The organism is Streptomyces sp. NPDC026575, from assembly GCF_055567415.1.
Window position 1 is genome coordinate 94,455 of record NZ_JBVHQM010000009.1, and the last position, 23,170, is coordinate 117,624.

The 23,170-nt window shown below is 72.9% G+C and carries 20 protein-coding genes; 7 read left to right on the forward strand and 13 right to left on the reverse strand.

The features are described 5' to 3' along the window. The first annotated feature begins 1 nt into the window (after position 1). Together ACZ4NB_RS14675 and ACZ4NB_RS14680 are read left to right on the forward strand one after the other, a co-directional pair. Positions 2-1,156, forward strand: a complete 1,155-nt coding sequence (locus tag ACZ4NB_RS14675; protein WP_467661417.1) for a methyltransferase domain-containing protein — start codon at positions 2-4, stop codon at positions 1,154-1,156. A gap of 483 nt (positions 1,157-1,639) precedes the next feature. Then, entirely contained in the window at positions 1,640-2,116 is a 477-nt protein-coding gene (locus ACZ4NB_RS14680; RefSeq protein WP_467661418.1) for a hypothetical protein, read from the forward strand. Between the two features lie 87 nt (positions 2,117-2,203). Here the strand turns inward: ACZ4NB_RS14680 and ACZ4NB_RS14685 are convergent, their stop codons facing one another. The 4 genes from ACZ4NB_RS14685 to ACZ4NB_RS14700 all read right to left on the reverse strand — a co-directional run bounded on the left by ACZ4NB_RS14685 (position 2,204) and on the right by ACZ4NB_RS14700 (position 5,486). Next, positions 2,204-3,655 (reverse strand): amino acid permease, encoded by a 1,452-nt coding sequence (locus tag ACZ4NB_RS14685; RefSeq protein WP_467661420.1) that lies wholly within the window; start codon positions 3,653-3,655, stop codon positions 2,204-2,206. Positions 3,656-3,892: 237 nt separating this feature from the next. After that, positions 3,893-4,108, reverse strand: coding sequence for a dodecin (locus ACZ4NB_RS14690; protein ID WP_393491382.1), 216 nt, complete (start codon positions 4,106-4,108; stop codon positions 3,893-3,895). 102 nt (positions 4,109-4,210) lie between these two features. Beyond that, entirely contained in the window at positions 4,211-4,672 is a 462-nt protein-coding gene (locus ACZ4NB_RS14695) for a universal stress protein (protein WP_467661422.1), read from the reverse strand. A gap of 103 nt (positions 4,673-4,775) precedes the next feature. After that, complete coding sequence (locus tag ACZ4NB_RS14700) at positions 4,776-5,486, reverse strand: PAS domain-containing protein (protein ID WP_467661424.1); 711 nt, start codon at positions 5,484-5,486, stop codon at positions 4,776-4,778. Positions 5,487-5,591: 105 nt separating this feature from the next. Between ACZ4NB_RS14700 and ACZ4NB_RS14705 the strand changes: the two genes are divergently transcribed. Together ACZ4NB_RS14705 and ACZ4NB_RS14710 are read left to right on the forward strand one after the other, a co-directional pair. Then, entirely contained in the window at positions 5,592-8,786 is a 3,195-nt protein-coding gene (locus ACZ4NB_RS14705; protein ID WP_467661426.1) for a cytochrome P450, read from the forward strand. Between the two features lie 179 nt (positions 8,787-8,965). Continuing rightward, a complete protein-coding gene (locus ACZ4NB_RS14710; RefSeq protein WP_467661428.1) occupies positions 8,966-10,141 on the forward strand; it encodes an FAD-dependent monooxygenase in 1,176 nt (391 codons plus the stop codon). An 81-nt stretch (positions 10,142-10,222) separates the two neighbouring features. Here ACZ4NB_RS14710 and ACZ4NB_RS14715 read toward each other — a convergent pair whose 3' ends face one another. Then, the gene (locus ACZ4NB_RS14715) at positions 10,223-10,822 is read right to left on the reverse strand and encodes a DUF2165 domain-containing protein (protein WP_467661430.1); all 600 of its coding nucleotides are present in this window, start codon (positions 10,820-10,822) and stop codon (positions 10,223-10,225) included. Positions 10,823-10,975: 153 nt separating this feature from the next. On the opposite strand from ACZ4NB_RS14715, the gene ACZ4NB_RS14720 reads away from it, so the two are divergent. Continuing rightward, positions 10,976-12,010, forward strand: coding sequence for a phosphatidylinositol-specific phospholipase C domain-containing protein (locus ACZ4NB_RS14720; RefSeq protein WP_467661431.1), 1,035 nt, complete (start codon positions 10,976-10,978; stop codon positions 12,008-12,010). Here ACZ4NB_RS14720 and ACZ4NB_RS14725 read toward each other — a convergent pair. From ACZ4NB_RS14725 to ACZ4NB_RS14755, 7 genes are all read right to left on the reverse strand, one after another. Next, the gene (locus ACZ4NB_RS14725; RefSeq protein WP_467661433.1) at positions 11,982-13,043 is read right to left on the reverse strand and encodes a trypsin-like serine peptidase; all 1,062 of its coding nucleotides are present in this window, start codon (positions 13,041-13,043) and stop codon (positions 11,982-11,984) included. The two genes, ACZ4NB_RS14720 and ACZ4NB_RS14725, sit on opposite strands and share 29 nt — an antisense overlap. A 295-nt stretch (positions 13,044-13,338) precedes the next feature. After that, positions 13,339-14,277: a phosphatidylinositol-specific phospholipase C domain-containing protein gene (locus tag ACZ4NB_RS14730; RefSeq protein ID WP_467661435.1), complete on the reverse strand. Its 939-nt coding sequence runs from the start codon at positions 14,275-14,277 to the stop codon at positions 13,339-13,341. 141 nt (positions 14,278-14,418) lie between these two features. Further along, positions 14,419-15,381, reverse strand: a complete 963-nt coding sequence (egtD, locus tag ACZ4NB_RS14735) for an L-histidine N(alpha)-methyltransferase (protein ID WP_467661437.1) — start codon at positions 15,379-15,381, stop codon at positions 14,419-14,421. Next, on the reverse strand, positions 15,378-16,133 hold the full coding sequence (gene egtC, locus ACZ4NB_RS14740; protein WP_467661439.1) for an ergothioneine biosynthesis protein EgtC: 756 nt from the start codon (positions 16,131-16,133) through the stop codon (positions 15,378-15,380). Before egtC ends, egtD begins: the two co-directional genes overlap by 4 nt. A 28-nt stretch (positions 16,134-16,161) precedes the next feature. Then, complete coding sequence (egtB, locus tag ACZ4NB_RS14745) at positions 16,162-17,484, reverse strand: ergothioneine biosynthesis protein EgtB (RefSeq protein WP_467661441.1); 1,323 nt, start codon at positions 17,482-17,484, stop codon at positions 16,162-16,164. Continuing rightward, positions 17,481-18,758: an ergothioneine biosynthesis glutamate--cysteine ligase EgtA gene (egtA, locus tag ACZ4NB_RS14750; protein WP_467661443.1), complete on the reverse strand. Its 1,278-nt coding sequence runs from the start codon at positions 18,756-18,758 to the stop codon at positions 17,481-17,483. Before egtA ends, egtB begins: the two co-directional genes overlap by 4 nt. 353 nt (positions 18,759-19,111) lie before the next feature. Beyond that, on the reverse strand, positions 19,112-20,323 hold the full coding sequence (locus ACZ4NB_RS14755; protein ID WP_467661445.1) for a pyridoxal phosphate-dependent aminotransferase: 1,212 nt from the start codon (positions 20,321-20,323) through the stop codon (positions 19,112-19,114). A 113-nt stretch (positions 20,324-20,436) separates the two neighbouring features. Between ACZ4NB_RS14755 and ACZ4NB_RS14760 the strand changes: the two genes are divergently transcribed. Both ACZ4NB_RS14760 and ACZ4NB_RS14765 read left to right on the forward strand, forming a co-directional pair. Further along, complete coding sequence (locus ACZ4NB_RS14760; RefSeq protein ID WP_467661446.1) at positions 20,437-21,060, forward strand: winged helix-turn-helix transcriptional regulator; 624 nt, start codon at positions 20,437-20,439, stop codon at positions 21,058-21,060. A gap of 110 nt (positions 21,061-21,170) precedes the next feature. Next, positions 21,171-22,250: a glycosyl hydrolase family 18 protein gene (locus tag ACZ4NB_RS14765; RefSeq protein ID WP_467661448.1), complete on the forward strand. Its 1,080-nt coding sequence runs from the start codon at positions 21,171-21,173 to the stop codon at positions 22,248-22,250. Here ACZ4NB_RS14765 and ACZ4NB_RS14770 read toward each other — a convergent pair. Further along, complete coding sequence (locus ACZ4NB_RS14770; RefSeq protein WP_467661450.1) at positions 22,194-23,090, reverse strand: helix-turn-helix transcriptional regulator; 897 nt, start codon at positions 23,088-23,090, stop codon at positions 22,194-22,196. The two genes, ACZ4NB_RS14765 and ACZ4NB_RS14770, sit on opposite strands and share 57 nt — an antisense overlap. Between the last annotated feature and the right edge of the window lie 80 nt (positions 23,091-23,170).

Sequence of the window (23,170 nt, forward strand, 5' to 3'; positions counted from 1 at the left end):
GATGATCGACCCCCAACGGGGGCATGCCGCGCTCGTCCAGCAACTGGACGAGCGCGGCATGTTGAGCCCCGAATGGCGCGCCGTGTGGGAGCGCACCCCGCGCGAGGCATACCTCCCCGAGCAGGTGTGGCGGCAGGACCCCGACCGGTGCCGCCCCGTCACGGCTGACGAACGCGCCGCCCTGGTGTCCTCCGACGAGCCCGTGGTCACGCAGATCGACGACGGTGCCGAGGGCGGTCCAGGGGTCGCCACCTCGTCCAACAGCATGCCGTCCATGGTCGCGCGGATGCTCGGACTGCTCGATGTGCGCGACGGCCAGAGCGTGCTGGAGATCGGCACCGCCACCGGCCAGGTGGCCGGGCTCCTGTCAGGACGGGTGGGCGACCAGCTCGTGACGAGCGTCGAGATCGACGCTTCCCTTTCGGCGCAGGCCGAGCGGTACCTGTCTGCCGCTGGACACCGGCCGCGGTTGGTCGTCGCCGATGGGGAGCACGGCTGGCCGGCGGGCGCACCGTACGACCGGATCATTGCGACCTGCGCGCTGCGGCACGTTCCGTACGGGCTGGTCGAGCAACTGCGGTCGGGTGGGCTGCTGGTGGCGCCGCGGGTGGGCGACTTCTGGTGTGGGGCGCTGGTCCGTCTCGTCGCAGACGACGACGGCACGGCCTCCGGCCCGTTCGCCGGCACGGCCACCTACATGCCGATGCGCTCGCACCGCGGCACCGCGAGCCGCACCCCGGATACCTCTTCGCCACGCTCCAGGGATACAGAGGTGCCTCCGCAGGAGACGCTGACGCCCGGGTTCGCGTTGTACGCGGGTGCCCGTCTGCCCGGCGTCGCGCTCACTGAGGGGCGGGAGGGCGCAGACCTCCGCGTCTGGGTGAGCGACGGCCGAGGGTCGGGCGCTGTCGCGGACGCCGACGGCACAGTTACCGAGTTCGGTGACCGCAGCCTGTGGGCCGACGTGGAAGCCGCCTGGCGTGAGTGGGACACGCTGGATCGTCCGGCTGACAGCGACATGGGGCTGACAGTCGCCAAGACCGGCGAGCGCGTTTGGGTGCGGACACCCGCCGAGGTGGTGGAACCGGCAAAGCATCCGGCGGTGTCCCAGCCCCCTCGGCTCCAGAGCGCCGCAGGGTCCGAGCGCTCCGCGTGATTCCGCGCGGGGCGCTCAGTCATGTTCACCGCTTCGTAGCGCTACTTGCCTCGCCGGTAACTCTTCTCGGAATCCAGGTGGCATATGCCCGACGGGGCGCCTTACGTGGCCGGCTCCACGTATTCGCGGACGGCGGCGCCCGGATAGGTGTTGCCGTCGTTCTGGCTGCCGATGAACGGGTTGCCCAGGTCGGTGAGCGCGCCGCCGGGCGGTTCGGCCCGCGTGGCGGGCCTCCCCCCGACTGTTTGGCGCTGACACGTCAAAAATCATGAGGTGTCTGTCTTGCCGTCTTCGGTGGTACATGCCTCAATGGGCAGCGATTCAGGTGCGCTGACCCCCCATCAGATCTGTCTTGGGCAGACCTGGAGCGGCCGGTCGGCGCGGGCTCCATCCGGGCCCCGCGTGACCGCCTGCCATCCCCTCACACACCCCTCGACGGCCGGCGTCACGGACCTGCCACCCCCCTCACGAAGGCGGTACCCCATGAGGCACGTCAGATCCGGCAAGCTCGGCATCGGTACGGCGTTAGGCGTCGCCGTCGCCGCCGCGGGCACGCTCGCGATGGCACCGGCCGCGACCGCGGTGACCCCCGACACCGCCACCCTCTCGTTCGACTGCGGCTCCTACGGTTCCGGTACGGCGACGCTGACCGCCACTCAGGACGGCACGGCCGCCACCATCAGCCTGTCCACCTCGGCCATCACATCGCCCATAGACATCGCGGCGAACTCGGTCAAGTCCACGCTGACGCTCACCAGGAACGGCTCGGAGACGACGGAGTTCAGCGGTAGCTCCAACCCGGCCATCCCGGCCGGCAGCGAGGTCTCCACCGGACCGCTCAGCGGCACCGTCGCCGCGGGCGACAGCCTGGAGGGCAAGTCCCTCAAGGTCGTGGTGCTGGGCATCACGGCCACCTGCAACGCCACCTCGGCGCAGTCTCCGGGACCGTTCGTCTTCTGATCCCGCCCGGCTCGCACGCTGACCGGCGGGGCCTGGCGCCCCGCCGGTCAGCTGCCTCACCGGATCCGGGCCACCGTCACCGCCGGCTCAGGCCGGCCCGCCGGCGGCCTCGCCGCCGGAGTTCTCGCCGCTCTCCCGGGCCAGGTTCGAGCGCCGGTAGGAGTACAGGAAGTAGACGACCAGGCCGATCAGGAACCAGACCGCGAAGCGCACCCAGGTCTGCCACGCCAGGAACGTGATCAGCCAGATCGAGAAGCACACGCCGATCGCGGGTACCACCGGCATCCCGGGTGTACGGAAGGTGCGCGGCAGGTCGGGGCGCCGGTAGCGGAGCACGATCACCGCGACGCAGACCACCACGAACGCGAGCAGGATGCCGATGTTCGTCAGTTCGGCGGCCTCGCCGATCGGCAGGAAGCCCGCGATGAGGGCGGAGGCGAAGCCGACGATCCAGGTCACCCTGGTGGGCACATGGTGCTTGGGGCTGGTCTTGGCGAACCACTTCGGCAGCAGGCCGTCCCGGCTCATCGAGAACCAGACCCGGGTCACCCCCAGCATGAAGGTGAACATGACGGTCAGGATGCCGATGATCGCGCCGACCGCGATGACGTCCGCCAGGCCGGTCAGCCCCACCGCCTTGAACGCCGACGAGAAGCCGCTCTCGGGGTCGATGGACTTGTAGTCCTGCATGCCCGTCAGCACCAGGCAGGCCAGCACGTACAGCACCATCGAGATCGCCAGCGAGTACATGATGGCCTTGGGCATATGGCGCTGGGCGTCCTTGGACTCCTCGGCCGCGGTGCTCATGGCGTCGTAGCCGAAGACCGCGAAGAAGACGGTGGCCGCTCCGGTGAACGCGCCGCTCACGCCGAAGGGGAAGAAGGGGTGGTAGTTCGCGGTGTCGATATGGAAGAAGCCGACGGCGATGACCACCACGACCACCGTGACCTTCAGGCCCACCACGATCGTCTCGAAGCGTGCGGCGTTCTTGATGCCCAGGGTCAGCAGATAGGCGATCAGAAGGCAGAGCACCGCCGCGAAGAGGTCGACGCGGTGGCCCGGCCCCGTCCCGGGCGCGCCCAGCATCCAGGCGGGCAGGTCCAGGCCCAGTTCCCCGAGCAGGAAGCCGAAGTAGCCCGAGATGCCGATGGCGACCACCGCCACGATCGCGGTGTATTCGAGCAGCAGGTCCCAGCCGATGAACCAGCCGGCCAGCTCCCCCAGGACGGCGTAGCCGTAGGTGTAGGCCGAGCCCGCCTTCGGGATCAGCCCGGCGAATTCGGCATAGGAGAAGGCGGCGGCGGCGCTCGCGATGCCCGCGATGAGAAAGGAGATCAGGACCGCGGGCCCGGCCTTTTCGTTCGCGACGGTACCGGCCAGGGTGAAGATACCCGCGCCGATGATGCCGCCTACGCCGATGGCGGTCAGCTGCCACAGGCCGAGCGCCCGGGTGAGCTGCTGGCTCGCGGTGCCTTCCTGCTCTTCGATGTGTTCGATCGGTTTGCGGCGCCAAACGCCCTGTCCCGCGCGCAGCCCCATGCGTCAACCCTCCGTAGGATCGCTCCGTCGTGGTCCGACGGCGGATCATCATGGACCCTCGCGGGCGCCTACGGAAGGCGACTCCCTAGTACTGATGGGGACTCGCCGTGATCCATACACGTGAGGGGTGTCCATAGGGCGGCACGTCGGGGCGCGGGCCGGGCGTCGTGCCTGCGGGTATGCCGAGTGCGGCTCGGCGTTCGATCCGGGCGGCCGGTTCTGCCCGCCGCCCGGGGTTCACTCCGCGTCCTCCAGTCGGAACCCGACCTTCAGGCCGACCTGGTAGTGGTCGATCTCGCCGTCGACGAGATGGCCGCGGACCTGGGTGATCTCGAACCAGTCGAGGTTGCGCAGGGTCTGCGAGGCGCGCTTGACGCCGTTGCGGATCGCGGCGTCCACGCTCTGCTGGGACGTTCCCACGATCTCGGTCACGCGATACGTGCGGTCGGTCACGGTGGTCTCCCTCGGCCGGGGCGGCGCTCCGCCCGTCCACTTCCCACCGTGCCTCAGCGCGGCCCGCCCCACCAGCGGAGCGGCCGGGCCACCGCGCCGGGCCTACGGGACGACGGTGACCGGCCAGCGTCCGGCCTTGACCAGGCGGACCGCGACCGAGCCCATGATGCGGTGCCCGGCCGACTCCGAGGCGCCGACCACCACCGCGTCGGCCTTGAGGTCGTCGGCCATCTGCACCATGCCGTTGTACGGGTCGCCACGCAGGGTGTGGAACTCCCAGCGCACGTCGTATATCCCCTGCAGCCGCTCGGTCGCCTGGCGGATCTCCGCCATCAGCTCCTCGGCCACCTCGTTCGTCGCGTCGACCACCGGCGCGCCCATCGCCGCCCCGGCCGGCAGCACCGGCTGGACATAGACCAGGACGAGCTTGGAGCCCTGGCGCCGGGCCAGTCCGGCCGCATACGCGGCGGCGCGCCACGACGAGTCGGAACCGTCGATACCGACGACGATCACCTTCGGGCCGTCCGTTCCGCGCTCGAAGCGCGCGGCTGCGTTGTCCTCCACACCTGCGAGGTTATCCGCACATGCGTACCAGCGGGGCCCTGGCCCCCGGGGACCGCGGTTCGCGGGGGCCAGGGTTCGTGCGCCGGGCCCTGCGCCCGACGGGTCAGGCGGGCGCGGGGGGCCAGCTGTCCGCCGCCAGCACGCCCAGCACATACGCCCTGGCGACCAGCGCGGTACGGCCCTGGACGCGCCAGCGCCGGGACAGCCGGGCGAGGTGGTAGTTCACCCCGTCGACCGTCAGCCCCAGCGCGGTGCCGATCGACGCCGTGGTCGCGCCGCCGGCGGCCAGCGCCAGGATCCGGGCCTCCACCGGGCTCGCCGTACCGCGCGGTGCCGGAGGCGGGGCCGTCTCACGGACCCGTAGCAGGGCCAGCAGCGCGGGCGGCTTCTCGGAGGGGTCGCCGACCGGATCCACCGTCAGCTCCCCTTCCCGCTCGGCCCCGTCGGCCCCGGCCCGCCAGTGCACCTCGACCGGGTAGCGCGAGCGGTGGCCCAGCCGTACGGCCTCCTCGATCCGCCGCAGCTGTTCCGCCGCCCGGGGCTTGAACAGATCCAGCAGGTTGCGGCCCCGCAGCTGCCCGGGCGCCACTCCCCATTGCGCGGCCATCGCCGGATTCGCGATCAGCACCTCGCCGTCCGCCCGGCACACCGCGGTCGGCGTGGGGATACGGTCCAGCAGGATCAGGAAGTAGTTGCGCCAGGGGCCGCCCGTGTACGGCTCGGTGTGGTCGGCGGCGGGGCCGCGCGCACAGGGCGGTTTGTGCCCGGCGGGCGGCTGCGTCCCCGGCATGTCGTCGGCAGTCCCCTCGTCCATTGCCCCTTCTCGGATCCGCGCGCAAGAGCGAGCGACGAAAAACCACTGCACAATCATGCAGTTGCCGAGGCGCGAGCGGCACTCCGGGGCCCTCACGCTGGAGGTATGACCGACACCATCGCGCTCCACAGTGACGAACGCGTCGCAGACGACGGCATTCCGGTCGCCGACATCACGGCGGCCGGCATCACCAAGACGCCCATCCAGCAGGCCATGGACCTGGCCCGGATCCACGGCCCCGTCTTCCGGCGCAAGCTCGGCGACCGCGAGACGCTCTTCGTGACCTCGCTCGACCTGGTCACCGAGCTCGCCGACGAGACCCGCTTCGCCAAGGGCGTGTCCGTCGTCCTGGAGAACGTCCGGGAGTTCGCCGGTGACGGTCTGTTCACCGCCTACAACGACGAGCCCAACTGGGCCAGGGCCCACGAGGTCCTGATGCCCGCCTTCGCGCTCGGCTCCATGCGGACCTACCACCCGGCCATGCTCAGGGTCGCCCGCCGGGTCATGGCCGCCTGGGACCGGCGGGTGGCCGACGGCACACCCGTCGAGGTCGCCGAGGACATGACCCGGATGACGCTGGACACCATCGGACTGGCCGGATTCGGCTTCGACTTCGAGTCGTTCACCCGCGGCGAGGGCGCCCATCCGTTCGTCGAGGCGATGGTGCGCTGCCTGGAGTGGAGCGGAAGGAAGTTCGCCCGCGACCCGGACGCCGACCACTCGGCCGAGGACGCGGCGTTCCGGGCCGACGCGGACTACCTCGCCTCCGTCGTCGACGAGGTCATCGCCGCCCGTACGGCGAGCGGCGAGAGCGGTGACGAGGACCTGCTGGGCCTGATGCTGGGCTCCCGGGACCAGGGCGAAGCGGCGGAGCCGGGCGGCCCCGGCCTCGACCTCGCCAACATCCGCAACCAGGTCATCACCTTCCTGATCGCCGGTCACGAGACCACCTCGGGGGCGCTCTCCTTCGCCCTCTACCACCTGCTGAAGGACCCGCTCGCGCTGCGCATGGTCCAGCGCGAGGCCGACGAGCTCTTCGGCGACCGGGCCGACCCCGACCCCTCCTTCGAGGACATCGGCCGACTGCCGTTCACCCGGCAGGTCCTCAACGAGGCGCTGCGGCTGTGGCCGACCGCCGCCGCCTTCACCCGCCAGGCCGCCGAGGACACCCTGCTCGGCGGGCGCCACCCGCTCAAGGCCGGCGACCTGGTCACCGTGCTCACCCCGATGCTGCACCGCGATCCGGCCTGGGGCGACAACCCCGAGCTGTTCGACCCCTTCCGCTTCAACCCGGAGGCCGAGGCGGGCCGTTCGCCGCACGCCTACAAGCCGTTCGGGACCGGTGAACGCGCCTGCATCGGGCGGCAGTTCGCGCTGCACGAGGCGACCATGCTGCTCGCCCTGCTCGCGCACCGCTACCGGCTGATCGACCACCGCGACTACCGGCTGCGCGTCAAGGAGACGCTGACGCTCAAGCCGGAGGGGTTCACCCTCACCCTGGCCGCCCGCACCCCCGCCGACCGCGCCGCGCTGCGCACCGCACTGGACGGGCTCCCCGGGCTCTCCGGCGCCGCCGGCGGCGCGGGCGACCCGGCGGCCGACGAGGGGCTGCCGACCCGGGTCCCCCAGGGCACCGGGCTGCTGCTGTTGCACGGCAGCAACTACGGAACCTGCCGCGAGTTCGCCGAGCGGCTCGGCGACGAGGCCACCGGCCTGGGCTTCGCCGCCGAGGTGGCGCCGCTGGACGCGCATGCCGGCGGGCTGCCCACCGACCGGCCCGTCGTCATCGTGGCCGCCTCCTACAACGGCCAGCCCACCGACGACGCGGCCGCCTTCGTCCGCTGGCTGAACACCGCACCCGACGGCGCGGCCGCGGACGTCCCGTTCGCCGTCCTCGGCGTGGGCGACCGCAACTGGGCCGCCACCTACCAGCACATACCGACCCTGATCGACGACCGGCTCGACGCGCTCGGCGGCCACCGGCTGCTGCCGCGCGCCGAGGCCGACGCCTCCGGCGATCTCCACAGCACCGTCCAGGAGTTCACCAAGGCGCTGCGGAGCCGGCTCCTGGCCCGGTACGGCGACCCGGACAGCGTCGGCGCGAGCACCCCGGCCGCCGAGGACACCGGCTACACGGTCGCCGAGGTCACCGGCGGTCCGCTCGACGCGCTCGCCGCCCGGCACGACCTCACCCCGATGACCGTCACCGAGGCCCACGACCTGACCGCGCAGGACTGGCCGCGTCCCAAGCGCTTCCTGCGGCTCGCGCTGCCGGACGGTGTGGAGTACCGCACCGCCGACCACCTCGCGGTGCTGCCGGCCAATGCCCCCGAGGCCGTCGAGCGGGCGGCCCGGGCCCTCGGCGTCGACCTCGACACCGTCCTCGCGCTGCACGCCGGCAACCGCCCCGGACGCGACACCCTGCCCCTGGACCGGCCGGTCTCCGTACGTCAACTCCTCACCCATCACCTGGAGTTGGGGATGCGACCGACGCCCGGTCAGGTCGCGGTGCTCGCCGCGCACAACCCCTGTCCGCCCGAGCGGCACGCGCTGGAGGCCCTCGCGGAGGACGATCCGCGGACCCTGATCGAGCTGGTCGAGGCGCACCCGGCGCTGCGCGGCGCACTGCCCTGGCCGACGCTCCTGGAGCTGCTGCCGCCGCTGCGCATCCGGCACTACTCCGTGTCGTCCTCGCCCGCCACCGACCCCCGGCACGCCGATCTGATGGTCTCGCTGCTGCCCGGCGGCACCGGCTCGTCCTATCTGCACACCCTGCGGCCCGGCGACACCGTCCTGGCCCGTGTCCAGCCCTGCCGGGAGGCATTCCGCCTCGACCCGGCCGATGACACCCCGGTCATCCTGGTCGCCGCCGGCACCGGTCTGGCGCCGTTCCGCGGCGCCGTCGCCGACCGCGTCGCCGCGGGCCGGCAGGGGCCCGCCCGGCTCTACTTCGGTTGCGACGACCCCACCGCGGACTTCCTGCACGCCGCGGAGTTCGCCGCCGCCGAGGCCGCCGGGGCGGTCTCCGTACGCCCGGTCTTCAGCGCCCGCCCCGAGCACGGCCACCGCTTCGTACAGCACCGCATCGCCGCCGAGGGCACCGAGGTGTGGGAGCTGCTGCGGGCCGGTGCGCGGGTGTACGTCTGCGGCGACGGCAGCCGGATGGCGCCCGGTGTACGGGCTGCCTTCCGCGAGCTGCACGGCGCCCACACCGGCGCCTCCCCGCAGGAGTCCGCGGCCTGGCTGCGCGAACTGACCGCCTCCGGACGCTACATCGAGGATGTGTACGCGGCCGGCTGACGCCCGGTCCGCCGCCTGTGCTCCCCCCGCCCCTCTCCTTCTTCCGGGGAGGGGCGGGGGCGGACAGGCGGACTGGATCTTCCGGCCCGCTGGGGTCAAGGTGGGAGGGTGCGGCCAACGGGGGCCGCACCGTTCGTCGGCCACGACCCGGCCGGCGGCCCGAGTGGGGGGACACCGGCATGACCAAAGCCCTGATCATCGGAGGCGGCATCGCGGGGGCGGTGACCGCGATGGCCCTGCACAAGGCGGGCATCGAGGCGGAGATATTCGAGGCGTACCCGACCGGCGCCGACGATGTCGGCGCCTTTCTCGTGGTCTTCGCCAACGGCCTGGAGGCGCTGCGGGTGATCGACGCCCACGGCCCGGTCGTCGAGAACTCCTTCCCGGCGCAGCGGGTGGAGTTCGTCGGCAACGACGGCGCACGGCTGGGGGAGCGCCCCATCGCGGGCACCGAGCAGGGCGCCGATCTCGGCCCGCGCACCCTTCGGCGGGCCACCCTCTACAAGGTGCTGCACGCCGAGGCGGCGCGCCGCGGGATCGCCGTACGGCACGGGAAGCGGCTGGTCGGCGCCGAGACCGTGGACGGCGCGGACGGCCGGCGGGTGGTCGCGTCGTTCGCCGACGGCAGCCGCGCCGAGGGTGATCTGCTGATCGGCGCGGACGGACTGCACTCCGTCACCCGCACCCTGATCGACCCGAACGCGCCGCAGCCGCGCCACACCGGTCAGAACACCGTCTGCGGCTACACCCGCGACGCCGAGGTCCGGCTCGCACCGGACACCTACACCATGATCTTCGGCAAGCGGGCCTTCTTCGGCTGCACCCGCGCCCCGGACGGCGAGGTCTGGTGGTTCGCCAATGTGCCGGGCACCGAACTGGACCGCACCCAGGCGCCGAACACCGCCCCCGAGACCTGGCGCGCCAGGGTCGCCGGGCTGTTCTCCGACGACGACACCCCGGCCGCCGCCATCGTCCGCGCCACCGGCGACGGCATCATCGCCTCCAGCGCCTACGACATCGCCACCACCCCGACCTGGTACACCGACACCATGGTCGTCCTCGGCGACGCCGCACACGCCGCCGCTCCCAACGCCGCCCAGGGCGCGTCCATGGCCATCGAGGACAGCGTGGTCCTCGCCAAGTGCCTGCGGGACCATCCCGATCCGCGCAGCGCGTTCGCCGCGTACGAGGAGCTGCGCCGGGAGCGGGTGGAGAAGGTCGTCGCCGCCAGTGCCGGGATGGCCACACTCACCGCGTCGGGCGCCACCGGCCGCCCCTCGCGCCCGCAAGGCGCCCCCGAGCGCGGCAGCGCGGGCGCCGACAACTGGCTGACGGGGTACCGGATCACGTGGTGAGCCGGGCGGCGCGGCCGGCTGCGGAGGGCCGCGCCGAGCCCGGCCCGGGGCCGGGCTCCGGCGGTCGGCCGCCGAGGAGGGCTACTCGCCGCCCCCCTGGCGTCCGCTTCGGCCAGGGAGGTGGACGACCACGAGCGCGATCCCGGCGACGGTGATGTTGCGGGCCGCCGCCTCCAGACCGTTCCAGGTCTCCGACTGCCACATGGCGAACCACTCGCCGCCGATCGCCATGAAGCCCGCGCCGAACAGCAGCAGGAGCATCAGCAGGCCGAGGGTGCTGGTCCGCTGGGCGCGGGCGAGGTCGTCGCCGCCGCGCCGCAGGGCGGCGGTCCACAGGGCGGTGGCGGCGATCAGCACCAGCGCGGCGAGCGACTCCCAGACGATGATCGCCACGTATGCGGCGTCCTGAAGGGAGTGCGAGGTGATGGCCCGCCACATCAGGTCCGGATCCTTGAACGTGGTGTCCATGGCCAGGACATGGCGGACGAACTGCTGGTTGGTGCCGAAGTCGGTGATGTTGCCGAAGGCGACCAGCGCGATGTAGAGCGCGACCGTCGCGGTCAGGACGGCCGCCGCGAGCGGCAGACCGGTGCGCGGGGCCCTTCCGGTCGTGGTCGGGCCGACGTCCGTTCCCCCTTCCGTTGCCGTGTCCGGCTGTGTGTTGGTGTGTGCGTCGGTCATGGGTCCTCCTGTGCTGGCTGGTCTCGGCCGGTGCCGTACGCCGTGGGTGTCCGCCGCGCCCACCCTGTGATCCCCGCTTCCCGCAACTCCCGTACGCTGGCGCCCGATCGACCGGGCGACCGACCGGTCGAGGACCTAGGGGAAGCGGGGCTCATGAACGGGAAGCGGTGTGTGGGGACGGTTGCCGCCGCGGCGGCGGCGATGCTGGCGGTGACCGGAACGGCGGGTGCCGAGCCGGCCCCCATGACGTACGGCACCAGCACGTCCGTGGGCGTCCACAATGCCTACGACAAGGAGAAGTATCCCTACTTCGCGGACGCGCTGGACTCCGGCGCCGCGCTGCTCGAACTCGACCTCTGGTCCAACGGGCTGGGCCGGTCCTGGCGGGTCTCGCACAGCAACCCGCTCGGGAACAACAACAACTGCGAGGGCGCGGCGAACGCCTCGGAGCTGCGGACCAAGGACCGCAACCAGGACTTCGGCGGCTGCCTGGCCGATATGAGGGCCTGGCACGACGCGCACCCCGGCCACCGCCCCATCCTGGTCAAGGTCGAGATGAAGGACGGGTTCAACGCCAAGGGCGGGCGCGGACCGGCCGAGTTCGACGCGTTGATACGGCAGAAGCTCGGCGACGCGGTGTACGGGCCGGGCGACCTGACCGGCGGGCACGCCACGCCCGACGAGGCGGTGCGGGCCGGCGGCTGGCCCGCGCGCGCGGACCTGGCCGGAAAGTTTCTGTTCGAGCTGATACCCGGCACGCTGGAGGAGAACAACCCGCTCGACAAGCTGTGGACGGATGTCGAGTACGCCCGGCATCTGAAGGACCTCGCGGGGCAGGGGAAGCTGGCGCAGTCCACGGCCTTCCCCGCGGTGCACGGGGCGGCTCCCGGCGACCCGCGCGAGCGCTACCAGGATCCGGCGCTGCGCCCCTGGTTCGTGGTCTTCGACGGCGACGCCGCGACCTACCTCAACGGCTCGATCGACACCGCCTGGTACGACACCCGGCACTATCTGCTGATCATGACCGACGCGCACAATGTCCCCCCGGCGATCGACGGCACCCGCCCGACCGAGACCGAGGCGCTGGCCCGGGTGAACCAGCTCGCCGCGGCACACGCCAGTTTCGCCACCGCCGACTGGTACCCGCTGCCGTCGGTCCTCAGGACCGTGGTGCCGCGCGGGGCCTGACCGGCGGGGTCGGGGCCGGTCCGGCGGTCGCCCGGCGGTAGAGGGCGGCGGCGTCCGCGCCGAGCCGGCTGCTGTACGACACGAGGTCGTCGCCGCCCTCGTCGAGACCGCCGACCACCCCGATGAGCGAGCCGGTGCCGGTGGCCGGGTCGAGGTCGGTGAGCATCGGCCCGCCGCTCGTCCCGTTCGGGAACCCCGGGCAGCGAAAGCGCAGTTGCCCCGGGCCCTGGGCGTCCGCCGTGTGCCGGCAGCCGATCGGGGTGTCCCGGTCGGAGGGGTAGCCGGTCAGCAGCGCCGGGCGCCCGGCCGGCGCGTCGAAGCGGATCCGCTCGGCGCCCGTCAGGTCCTCTATCCGGCCGCCGGACCGCCCGGCCCTGCGCACCCGCAGGAACGCCACATCGTGGTCGGGGTCCCGGTCGGTGATCCAGCGCGGATCGACATGGATCCGGGTGGGCACCCACAGGCCGTACGGCGCGATCCCGTCGTGGAGGCCGGGCGCGAAGACGAGCCGGGTACGGAAGCCGCCGTCGTGCACGCAGTGCGCGGCGGTGACGACCAGATCGCCGGCGGGGGCGTGCACCACGCTCGCCGTGCAGTGGTGCGCCGGGTCGCCGTCGTCGCCGGGGGAGAAGAGCGCACCGATCGCCGGGGTGGGCGCCGTCCGGGCCGCCTGAAGCGGCCGGGACACCGGCAGCGGAGCGGCCATCCCGCCGCCGCGCCGGAGCGTCACGCGCGGACCCGGCCGCTCCACGTACGGCCCGGCGAGCACGGACGCGGCGGCCTGGTCGCCGTCGGCGCGGGTGGCGAGGTACGAGCCGGTGGTGCTGTCCCCGGCGGCCAGGAACGGATCGCGCGGGGGCATGCTCAGCGCCAGCGCCGTGCTGCCCACCACGACGGTGAGGAGCCCGAGCGCCAGGGTCGCGCGCAGCGGAACGCCGGCCCGGCCCCGACCCGTGCAGGTCGGCCCGCCGGGGCCCGGGCAGGCCCCGGCCGCGCCGTACGCCGGCGCGGTCGCGCGCTCGCTCGTCTCCACCAACAGCCGCCTCGCCGCATCAGCCGGGGCGTCCGCAGGACACCGGACCACCACCGGAACCAGACATTTCACTCAGTCTGATGCAGGGGGGACCGGGTTGGTTGATCACCCGGGGCGGATCACCGCGCGCGGTGGACGGGAACCGGCCGGACGCGGCCCGCAGGACGACCCTCGCGACGCCCACGGCTACCGGCCCGGCGGTCATGGCACGGCCGACGGGGCCGCCGCGCCGCCCCCGGACGCCGGAGCGCGGCCCACTCGCCCATCCGGGTGACCCCGCGCGGCGGGCCGGCGCTCACCGCGTCAGCCGTGCGCCCCGAACCGCCGGGTTGTGCCGGATCAGCGTCTCCGCCAGGCCGAATTCGTTGGGGAAGTCCATCGGGACGATGCCAAGACCCGTCCAGGAGCCGCCCTCCGAGCCCTCCAGGAGGTTCTTGACCTGCGGATTGAGGCGGTCTGCGTTGGAACGGGGCGGGAGCAGGGCGGCGGTGCTGACGTAGTTGACGAAGAGCTTGCCGGGCTGGGTGGCCGCCTTGCGGAACTGGGCCTCGATCTTCGGGTACTTCCCGAACGGCTCGGCCATGTAGTCGTCCTGGATGTCGAACACCGAGGGGTCGGCGTAGCGGATGCCGCCGAGGCCGTCGGAGTCCGCCAGCAGTACGACCCGGCCGCGGGCCCCGCCCAGCGTCGGCAGGTCGCCCTCCAGGCGGAAGAGCGAGCGGTAGCCCTTGTCGTCCAGGTAGATGCCGAAGATCCGGCGGAACTCCTCGGCGGCGACCTCGGAGTACTCCTGCTTGAGGCGCATCAGCACCGTTTCGGACGGATGCGCCCGCAGGAACGCCCGGCAGGCGTTGAGGACGTCGCCGAACATCAGCTCCTGGTAGAAGGCGCCGTGATGGATGGCGAAGACGTTGTCGATGGCCCGGCAGCGGACGTCGAGGAAGCGGATGCCGCCGGCGAGCTGGGCGTCGACGGCGGTGTTCTGGCAGGCGACCCAGGGGCCGCCGATCCGGGCACCGGAGTCATGGGTGCCGGGGATCGTCAGACGCGGCAGCGGGGTGTCGTCGGCGAGCGCCGACATCCAGTCCTGGACGGAGAGCGTGGCGCGCGCGGACGGCCGGCGGCCCGCCGCCCCGGCCGTGAACCATCCGCTGCCCGCCCCCGCCAGTACGCCGGCGGCCGACACCCCGGCCGCGCCCCTGAGGAAACTCCGCCGATCCAGCCCCTGCCCCATGCCGCGTCCCTGCCCCTCGACTCCGCGCACGGCGCACCCGCCCCGTGCGAACGTGTGATCGGGGCATCGAACCACACCGGCGCCGGACAGGGGACCCGGCCGGCGCGCCCGGGGGCACACCGGCCGGGAATCGACGTGCGGTCAGGCCCGGAAGGACAGCGACAGCGCGAAGCGGTCCGCGCTGTCGGTCCACCAGTTGGTCAACTCCAGCCCGGCGGCGGCGAGTTCGGCCCGCACTCCGTCCTGGCGGAACTTCGCCGAGATCTCGGTGCGGACGTCCTCCCCGGCCGCGAAGGTCACCGCGAGGTCCACTCCGGGGATCTTGACGGTCAGGTCCTTGCGGGCCCGCAGCCGCATCTCGATCCACTCCCGCTCGGCGTTCCAGAGCGCGACATGGTCGAAGTCCGCCGGGTCGAAGTCGCCGTCCAGTTCGCGGTTGACGACCTGAAGGACGTTCTTGTTGAAGTCGGCCGTCACGCCCTGCGGATCGTCGTACGCGGCGACCAGCGTGGCCTCGTCCTTGACCAGGTCGGTACCGAGCAGCAGGGCGTCGCCCGGGGACAGCATGGCGTGGACGGAGCGCAGGAACGCGGCGCGCTCCTCGGGGAGCAGATTGCCGATGGTGCCGCCGAGGAAGGCGAGCAGCCGCGGCGCGGGCGTGTCGGGGAGTTCGACGCCCTGCTGGAAGTCGGCGACCAGCGCGTGCACGGTCAGGCCGGGGTGTTCGGCCAGCAGCGCCTCGCCCGCCGCGGCCAGCGCGGACTCGCTGACGTCGATGGGGAGGTAGGTGTGCAGCCCGGTCAGCGCGCCGATCAGATGGCGGGTCTTGTCGGAGGAGCCGGAGCCCAGCTCGATCAGCGTGCGGGCGTTGGTGGCCGCGGCGATGTGGTCGGCGCGGGTGAGCAGGATCTCCCGCTCGGCGCGGGTCGGGTAGTAGTCGGGCAGCCGGGTGATCTCTTCGAACAGCTCGCTGCCGCGGGCGTCGTAGAACCACTTGGGCGGCAGCTGCTTGGGGGAGTCGGACAGGCCCTGCGAGACGTCGGCGCGCAGTGCGGCCGCGGTGGCGTCGGCAGGGAGGGTGCGGGTGATGCTGAGCGGGCTCACGTGGTGGGCTCCTTGAGCGGGGTGAGGTGGACTCCGGTGCGGGTGGCGCGCAGCAGGGTGCGGTCGGGGACCTCGGTCCAGTGGGGGGAATCGTCGTACGGCTCGGCGGCGACGACCCGGCCGCCGCCGGGAATCGCCAGGTGGAAGAGGGTGTCGCCCCAGGTCGTGGCGGCGATGGCGGTCCCGTCGGTCAGCAGCAGATTGAGCCGGGAGCCGGGCGCGGCCGCGGCGACGGCGGTGACGGTGTCGGCCAGCGCCTCGCCCAGTTCGTCACCGCGCGCCAGCCGGTGCTGCACCAGCGCCCATACGAACGCCGCGTCGCAGCGGGCCTGCAGCCGCAGCAGCTCGGCCGGCGGCAGCTCGGCCGCCAGCGGGGCGAGGGAGTCCGGCCAGCCGGTCACCGCGCCGTTGTGGCTGAAGAGGAAGCGGTCGCCGGCGAACGGCGCGGCCGCCGCCTCGGCGTCCGCACCGGCGGTGGTGGCGTCCCGTACGGCGGCCAGCAGCGCACCGGTGCGCACCACCCGCGCCAGGTCGGGCAGCTGCTCGTCGGCCCAGATCGGCCCGGCCCGGCGGTAGCGGGCGGGCACCGGGTCGCCGGGCGCGTACCAGCCGACGCCGAACCCGTCCGCGTTGACCGTGCCGTGCCGCTGGCGGCGCGGCGCCCACGACTGCCGGTACAGGCCGTGCGGCGGTTCCAGCACGACCTGCCCGAAGGGTATCGGCGGTCCCACATAGGCGATATGACGGCACATCAGCGCTCGCCCTCCCGAGTCGCGGGGCTCATGCGTCCGCCGCCGGGCCGGCGTCCCTGGCGGTCCGGAAACCGGAGAAGATCTGCCGCCGGACCGGCAGGTCCCAGTTGCGGAAGGTGCCCCGGCAGGCGACCGGGTCGACGGCGAACGACCCGCCGCGCAGCACCTTGTACTGGTCGCCGAAGAACACCTCGGAGTACTCGCGGTAGGGGAAGGCGGCGAAGCCCGGATACGGCAGGAAGTCGCTCGCCGTCCACTCCCACACATCGCCGATCAGCTGCCGTACGCCCAGCGGCGACTGGCCCTCCGGGTAGCTGCCGACGGGGGCGGGCCGCAGATGCCGCTGGCCGAGGTTGGCGTGTGCCGGTGTGGGGTCCTCGTCCCCCCAGGGGTAGCGCATCGACCGGCCGGTCTCCGGGTCGTACCGGGCGGCCTTCTCCCATTCGGCCTCGGTGGGCAGCCGCCGGCCGGCCCAGCGGGCATAGGCGTCCGCCTCGTACCAGCTGACGTGCAGCACCGGCTCGTCCGGCGGCACGGGCTCGGTGACCCCGAACCTCCGGCGCAGCCACTGGCCGCCGTCACGCTTCCAGAACAGCGGGGCGCGCAGCTTGTGCTCCTGCACCTGCGCCCAGCCCGCCGCGGCCCACCAGCGCGGCTCGCGGTAGCCGCCGTCCTCGATGAACCGCTGGTAGGCACCGTTGCTGACCGGTGTGGTGTCGATCAGGAAGGGCGGCACCAGCCGGTGGTGCGCGGGCCGCTCGTTGTCCAGCGCCCAGGGCTCGGTGGACGTCCCCATGGCGAACGGCCCACCGGGCACCAGGACTTCGTCGGTCAGCGTCTCGCCGACCGCAACCGGCAACGGCGCCGCCTCGCTGAGCACCGGCGCACCCGCCCGGAGCTGGTGTGTGATGAGCATGGTCTCGTCGTGCTGCTGCTCATGCTGGGCGATCATGCCGAAGGCGAAGCCCGCGTCCAGCAGCGGATCGCCGTGCAGCGGGGCGGTCTGAAGGATGTCCAGCACCCGGCCGCGGACCTCGGCCACATAGCTGTGCGCCTCGTCCGGCGCCAGCAGCGGCAGTGCGGGGCGCTCGGCGCGGGGATGCTCGAAGGCGTCGTAGACGGAGTCGATGTCCGGCCGCAGGGCGTCGCGGCCACCGACGGTGCGCAGCAGCCACTGCTCTTCCTGGTTGCCTATGTGCGCCAGGTCCCACACCAGCGGGGACATCAGCGGGGAGTGCTGGGCGACGAGATCGGGGGGCTCGACGCAGGTGGTCAGCAGGCGGGTGCGGTCGCGGGCGGTGCGCAGCGCCGAGGCCGCCCGTTCGCGAAGGAGCTCGGGGTCGTGGGTCACTGGCTGTCCTTCCCAAGGAGGAGGGCGCCCTCCGCGGCGTACAGGGCGTCGAGATGGTCGTCCGCGGGACAGCGTCCGCGCGCCACATAGCGGTCGGTGAACTCCGCGACCGCGGCGCACACCTCCGGGGAGGCGCCGAGTCGTGGCAGGGCCTCCTGCGCGGCGGCGAAGCAGGCCACCGCCGCGCTGTGCAGCTCCGGGTCGGTCAGCGCGCCGCGGGCCGCGCGCCGCCACAGCGGATTGCGCGGTGCGGGCCGGGAACCGGCCGTGTCGGCGAGGGGTTTGACGATCCGGTAGGCGCGTTCCGTGGCCTCCGCGTCGTCGAACAGGGCGGCGGTCACGGCCAGCGGCACGACCCATCCGGCGTCACCGGACTGCGCGTCGATCATGCGCAGCTCCAGATGGCCGCGCGGCCGCACGGGTGGGAAGAGCGTGGTGACGTGGTAGTCCAGATCCTCCCGGGTCGGCGGTCTGGGGACGCCCGTACGGACCCACTCGCGAAAGGTGAGCCCCTCCGGCGCGTCCCAGGGGCCGTCCTCGCTGCGGATGCACATCACGGGCGCGTCCAGGACGTAGCGCACCCAGGCCGTGCGGGGGTCCGGTTCCTGGGGCGGGGCGAGCGTACGGCCCGGGTCGAGCTGGGACCAGACGACCTGGCGGGTGGTGCGGTAGCCCGTGGGGCACCCCTCGCTGGTCGGCGAGTTGGCGAACGCCGCAGTCAGCACCGCGCCCAGCAGATGCGCCAGCCGCCACCGCCGGCCGAGCCCGAACAGCCCCGGCTCCTCGTGGCCCGCGTCCACGCAGACCTGCACGGACGCGGTGGCGCACATCATGGCCCGCCCGGCGGAGCCCCAGCGGTCGAAGTACGCCTCCATCGCGTCGTACCGCGGATCGGTCAGTACCCGGCGCGGGGCGTGCCATGGATTGTGGCCGTGGCCGGCCATTCCCAGGCCCATCGCCAGCATGGCGGGGCGGACCAGCGCGAGATCGGCCGTCACGGTCTCGATGCACTCGGTCAGGGAGGTGGCGGGCAGCGAGCTGAGCTCCAGCTGGCCGCCGGGTTCGAAGGTCAGGAGGGAGGTGAGGGGCAGGGCGCGCAGTGCGCCGGCCGCATGGCGCAGCCGGTCCGGTTCGACCGGACATCGGGGGTTGCGCGCGTCGTGGACCAGCCACTCGATCTCGACGCCGATCCGGCGCGGCGGACCGGTCTTGAAGCATATGCCGTGCAGGTGAGCCTCTAGTTCCGCTTCTGATTCTGCAGGCCGTACGGGCATGGAATCCCCTCCCTTGTGGGGTCGCGGCAGGAACGCCGCCCTCCACCTAATCCCTTGCGGGCGATGCGCTCAAGGGCGCGTTCGCCCGGCGGACGGCCGCGGGCCGCCGCGGACGGCCCGCCGCCGGGCGATCGCGCCCTCTGGGGTGGGGGGCTTCCCCGCGGTGCCGGGTCGCCCCCGCGCCGCTCGGAAGCCCTTCCCGCCTGCGGACGGGTCGCTGGTGCGCACCGGGGAGCGGCGGGTGGGCGGGCGGCGGAGGTGCGGCCGTTCGGGTGAGGCGGGAGGGGAAGGGAGGGGAGGGGAGGGGGAGTGTGGCGGGAAAGCGGGGTGGGGACGGCCGGGGCGCCCCGGCGTCACTGGCGGTAGCCCGCCAGGAAGCGGCCGATCCGGCTGATCGCCGCGTCGAGGTCGTCGGCGTGCGGGAGGGTGAGGATGCGGAAGTGGTCCGGGCGCGGCCAGTTGAAGCCGGTGCCCTGGACGACCTGGATCTTCTCCCGCAGCAGCAGGTCCAGGACGAACTTCTCATCGTCGTGGATCTGGTGCACGGCGGGGTCGAGGCGGGGGAAGGCGTAGAGCGCGCCCTTGGGCTTGACGCAGGAGACGCCGGGGATCTCGTTGAGCCGCTCCCAGGCCACATCGCGCTGATCGTGCAGCCGCCCGCCCGGCAGGACCAGGTCCTGGATGCTCTGCCGGCCGCCGAGGGCCGCCTGGATGGCGTACTGCGCGGGCGCGTTCGGGCACAGCCGCATGGAGGCGAGGGTGCCCAGGCCCTCCAGATAGTCGGCGGCGTGCTCCTTGGGGCCGGAGACGACCAGCCAGCCGGAGCGGAAACCGGCGACGCGATACGCCTTGGACAGTCCGCTGAAGGTCAGGCACACCAGGTCGGGGGCGAGGACGGCGGCGTGGTGGTGGACCTCGCCGTCGTACAGGATCCGGTCGTAGACCTCGTCGGCGAAGACCATCAGCTGATGGCGGCGGGCGAGGTCGAGCATGCCCTCCAGCAGCTCGCGCGGATAGACCGCGCCGGTCGGGTTGTTGGGGTTGATGATGACCAGTGCCCGGGTCCGGTCGGTGATCTTCGAGGCGAGGTCGTCGAGGTCCGGCAGCCAGTCCGCGGACTCGTCGCACAGGTAGTGCACGGCCTTGCCGCCGGCCAGGGTGGTGACCGCCGTCCACAGGGGGAAGTCGGGTGCCGGGATGAGGACCTCGTCGCCGTCGTCGAGCAGCGCCGTCACCGCCATCGTGACCAGCTCGGAGACGCCGTTGCCGAGGTAGATGTCGTCGACGCCGACGTCCGGCAGCCCGACCTGCTGGTAGTGCTGGGCCACCGCGCGGCGGGCGGAGAGGATGCCGCGGGACTCCGTGTAGCCGTGCGCGCGGGACAGATTGCGCATCACGTCCTGGAGGATCTCCTCGGGGCACTCGAAGCCGAACAGCGCCGGATTGCCGGTGTTCAGCCGCAGCACGCTGTGGCCGGCCTCCTCCAGCGCGTCGGCGTGCTCGATCACCGGTCCGCGGATCTCGTAGCAGACGTCGGCCATCTTGCTGGACTGCTTGAACTGCATGCGGTGGCCTCCCGGTCCCTCGCTCACCGCGCGGTGCGGCAGCACTCGTAACACCGTACTTGGTTTTACCAAGTGGGCACTTGGAAAGTCCAACTTCTGTCTATGCTGGTGTCATGCCGCGCCGAAGCTATGACCAGTACTGCGCCGTCGCCCGAGCCCTGGACGCCGTCGGCGACCGCTGGACGCTGCTGATCGTCCGGGAACTGCTGGGCGGCTCCCGGCGCTACACCGATCTGCACGCCGACCTGCCCGGCGTCAGCACCGACATGCTCGCCTCCCGGCTCAAGGACATGGAGCGGGACGGCCTGGTCACCCGCCGCCGGCTCGCCCCGCCCGGAGCCGCCTACGTCTACGAGCTCACCGCCCGCGGCCGCGCGCTGCTGCCCGCGCTCAGCGCGCTGGCCGACTGGGGCGCGCCCGCCCTCGACGAGCGGCGCCCGACGGACGCGGTGCGGGCCCACTGGTTCGCGGTCCCGCTCATCGCGCGGCTCGCCGACCACTTCACCGACGGCGTCCAGGTCGTCGACATCGCCCTCGACGAGGGGGAGTTCCATGTCCTCCTCGGCGCCGACGGCGGCCCCGGCTACGCCGACGGACCCGCCGAGCGCCCCGACGCCCGGCTGCGGACGGACACCGCGACCTGCGCCGACCTCGTCCACGACCGCCTGACCCTGGAGGCGGCGATCGCCTCCGGCCGGATCGCGGTCACCCTGTCCCAGGGCGTCTCCGGCGGCTGACCGGCGCCCCGCCCGGCGCGTCGCGGCCGCCGCTCCGGCCGCGACCACCCACCGCCCCGTTCGGTGGAACTGACGATGCGTCATGAACGGCGCCGGGTGACGCTTTGGGCATGGACCAACCACCAGGACCCCGCTCGCGCATCGGACTCTCCGTTCTGCTGGCCGTGGCGGTGCTCGCCGGGCCGCTCGCCCCGGCGGCCGAGGCGGCGAAGGCGCCCGAGGGGCGGCAGGGCCGCGGGCGCACCGCCTCGGCCTGGCTGCCCTATTGGGGCGACACCGACGCCGCCTACCGCGACGCGCTGCGACACGCCTCCCAGCTGCGCACCGTCAGCCCCTTCTGGTACCAGGCGTCTTCCGACACCACCATCACCGGACACCCCGGCGCCGGGCGGCGCGGCATCATCGACGGGCTGCACGAGGCCGGGATCGATGTCGTGCCCACCGTGACCGAGACCCTCGGCGCCGACGCGATGGGCGATCTGATGCACGATCCCGAGCGGCGCGGGGCGCATGTCGACCGGCTGCTGGACGTGGTGGAGAGCCGCGACTACGACGGGATCGACCTGGACTACGAGTCGATGGCGGTCACCGGCGACAAGGAGGCCCGCGAGTGGGTGCGGACCGGGTACAACGCGCTCGTCCGGCAGCTGTGCACGCGGCTGCACCGCCTCGGCAAGCAGTGTGTGGTCACGGTGCTGGCCCGGGTCCGCGGGAGCGGCACGGCGTACGACTACGAGGAGCTCGGCAGGTACGCCGACCGGGTCCGGATCATGGGGTACGACCTGCACTGGTCGGGCGGCGAGGCGGGTCCGCTGTCCTCCTGGGACTGGTACGAGGAGTTTCTGCGCTACGCCACCGACACCATCCCGCGGCACAAGATCGAGGTGGCCTTCCCGGGCTACGGCTGGGACTGGGTCACCGGCGTCAAGGGCCATGCGGCCCATCTGACCTGGAGGGAGGCCGAGGCGCTGCGTGAGCGGGCGGACGCCGAGTACCTCTTCGACCGGCAGTCCGGCACCCCGTACTTCCGCTACTACAAGGACGGCGTGGAGCACGAGGTGTGGTACCAGGACGCGCGCGGCGTCCGGGCCCAGCTGCCGCTGTTGAGGAAGTACGGGGTGCGGGGCACCGGCCTATGGGCGCTCGGGTTCGAGGACCCGGAGTTCTGGAGCGCGCTCCGCGGCCAGTAGTCGCAGCGCCGCCTCGGACGGCGAGCCCTCCGCGGCGGTGTACATCAGCACGCCCTGCCCGGAGCCGTCCGGCGTCTGCATCATCTCGAAGTCCAGCTCCAGATCGCCCACCAGCGGATGGTGGAACCGCTTGGTGCCGAAGGTGCAGTTGCCGACGGCGTGCCGCGACCACAGGCCGCTGAACTCGGTGGACTTCATCGACAACTCGCCGATCAGCTCGGTGAGCTGGGGGTCGTCGGGGTACTGCCCCGCGGCCACCCGCAGCGCGGAGACGGCCCGCCGGACCTCCTCGTCGCGGTTCCGGTAGAGCTCCCTGGTGTGCGGATCGAGGAAGAGCAACCGCTGGGTGTTGGGCCGGTCCAGCGGGCGGCCGGGACTGTCGAAGTCGAGGTGCCCGGCCATCAGGGCGTGCCCGAGGCGGTTCCACGCCAGGATCTCGAAGCGCGGCCCCAGCGCGACGGCCGGTACGTCCGCCACGGCGGTGAGCAGCCGCCGCACGCCGGGCCGCACCCTGTCGTGGCGGACCGCGGGGCGGCGGCGCGCCCGGGTGGGGCGGGCCAGTGCGGACAGATGGGCCCGCTCGTCGGCGGTCAGCCGCAGCGCGCGGGCCAGCGCCTCCAGCACCCCTTCGGAGGCGTTGTGGCTCTGGCCCTGTTCGAGTCGGGTGTAGTACGCGACGCTGACGCCGGCCAGCTGCGCCAGCTCCTCGCGGCGCAGGCCGGGGACCCGGCGGCGCGCCCCGTAGGAGACCAGTCCGACCTCCTCCGGCTGGAGCCGGGCGCGGCGGGAGCGCAGAAAGTTCCCCAACTCGGCGGGGGTGTCCATGGCGGGTGAGTCCATACCGACCAGTCTCGGCCATCGGGCGGGGCGGTGCCTGACCCTGTCGGTATCAGGTTCCCGGGGCGGCCGGGGGCGGCCGG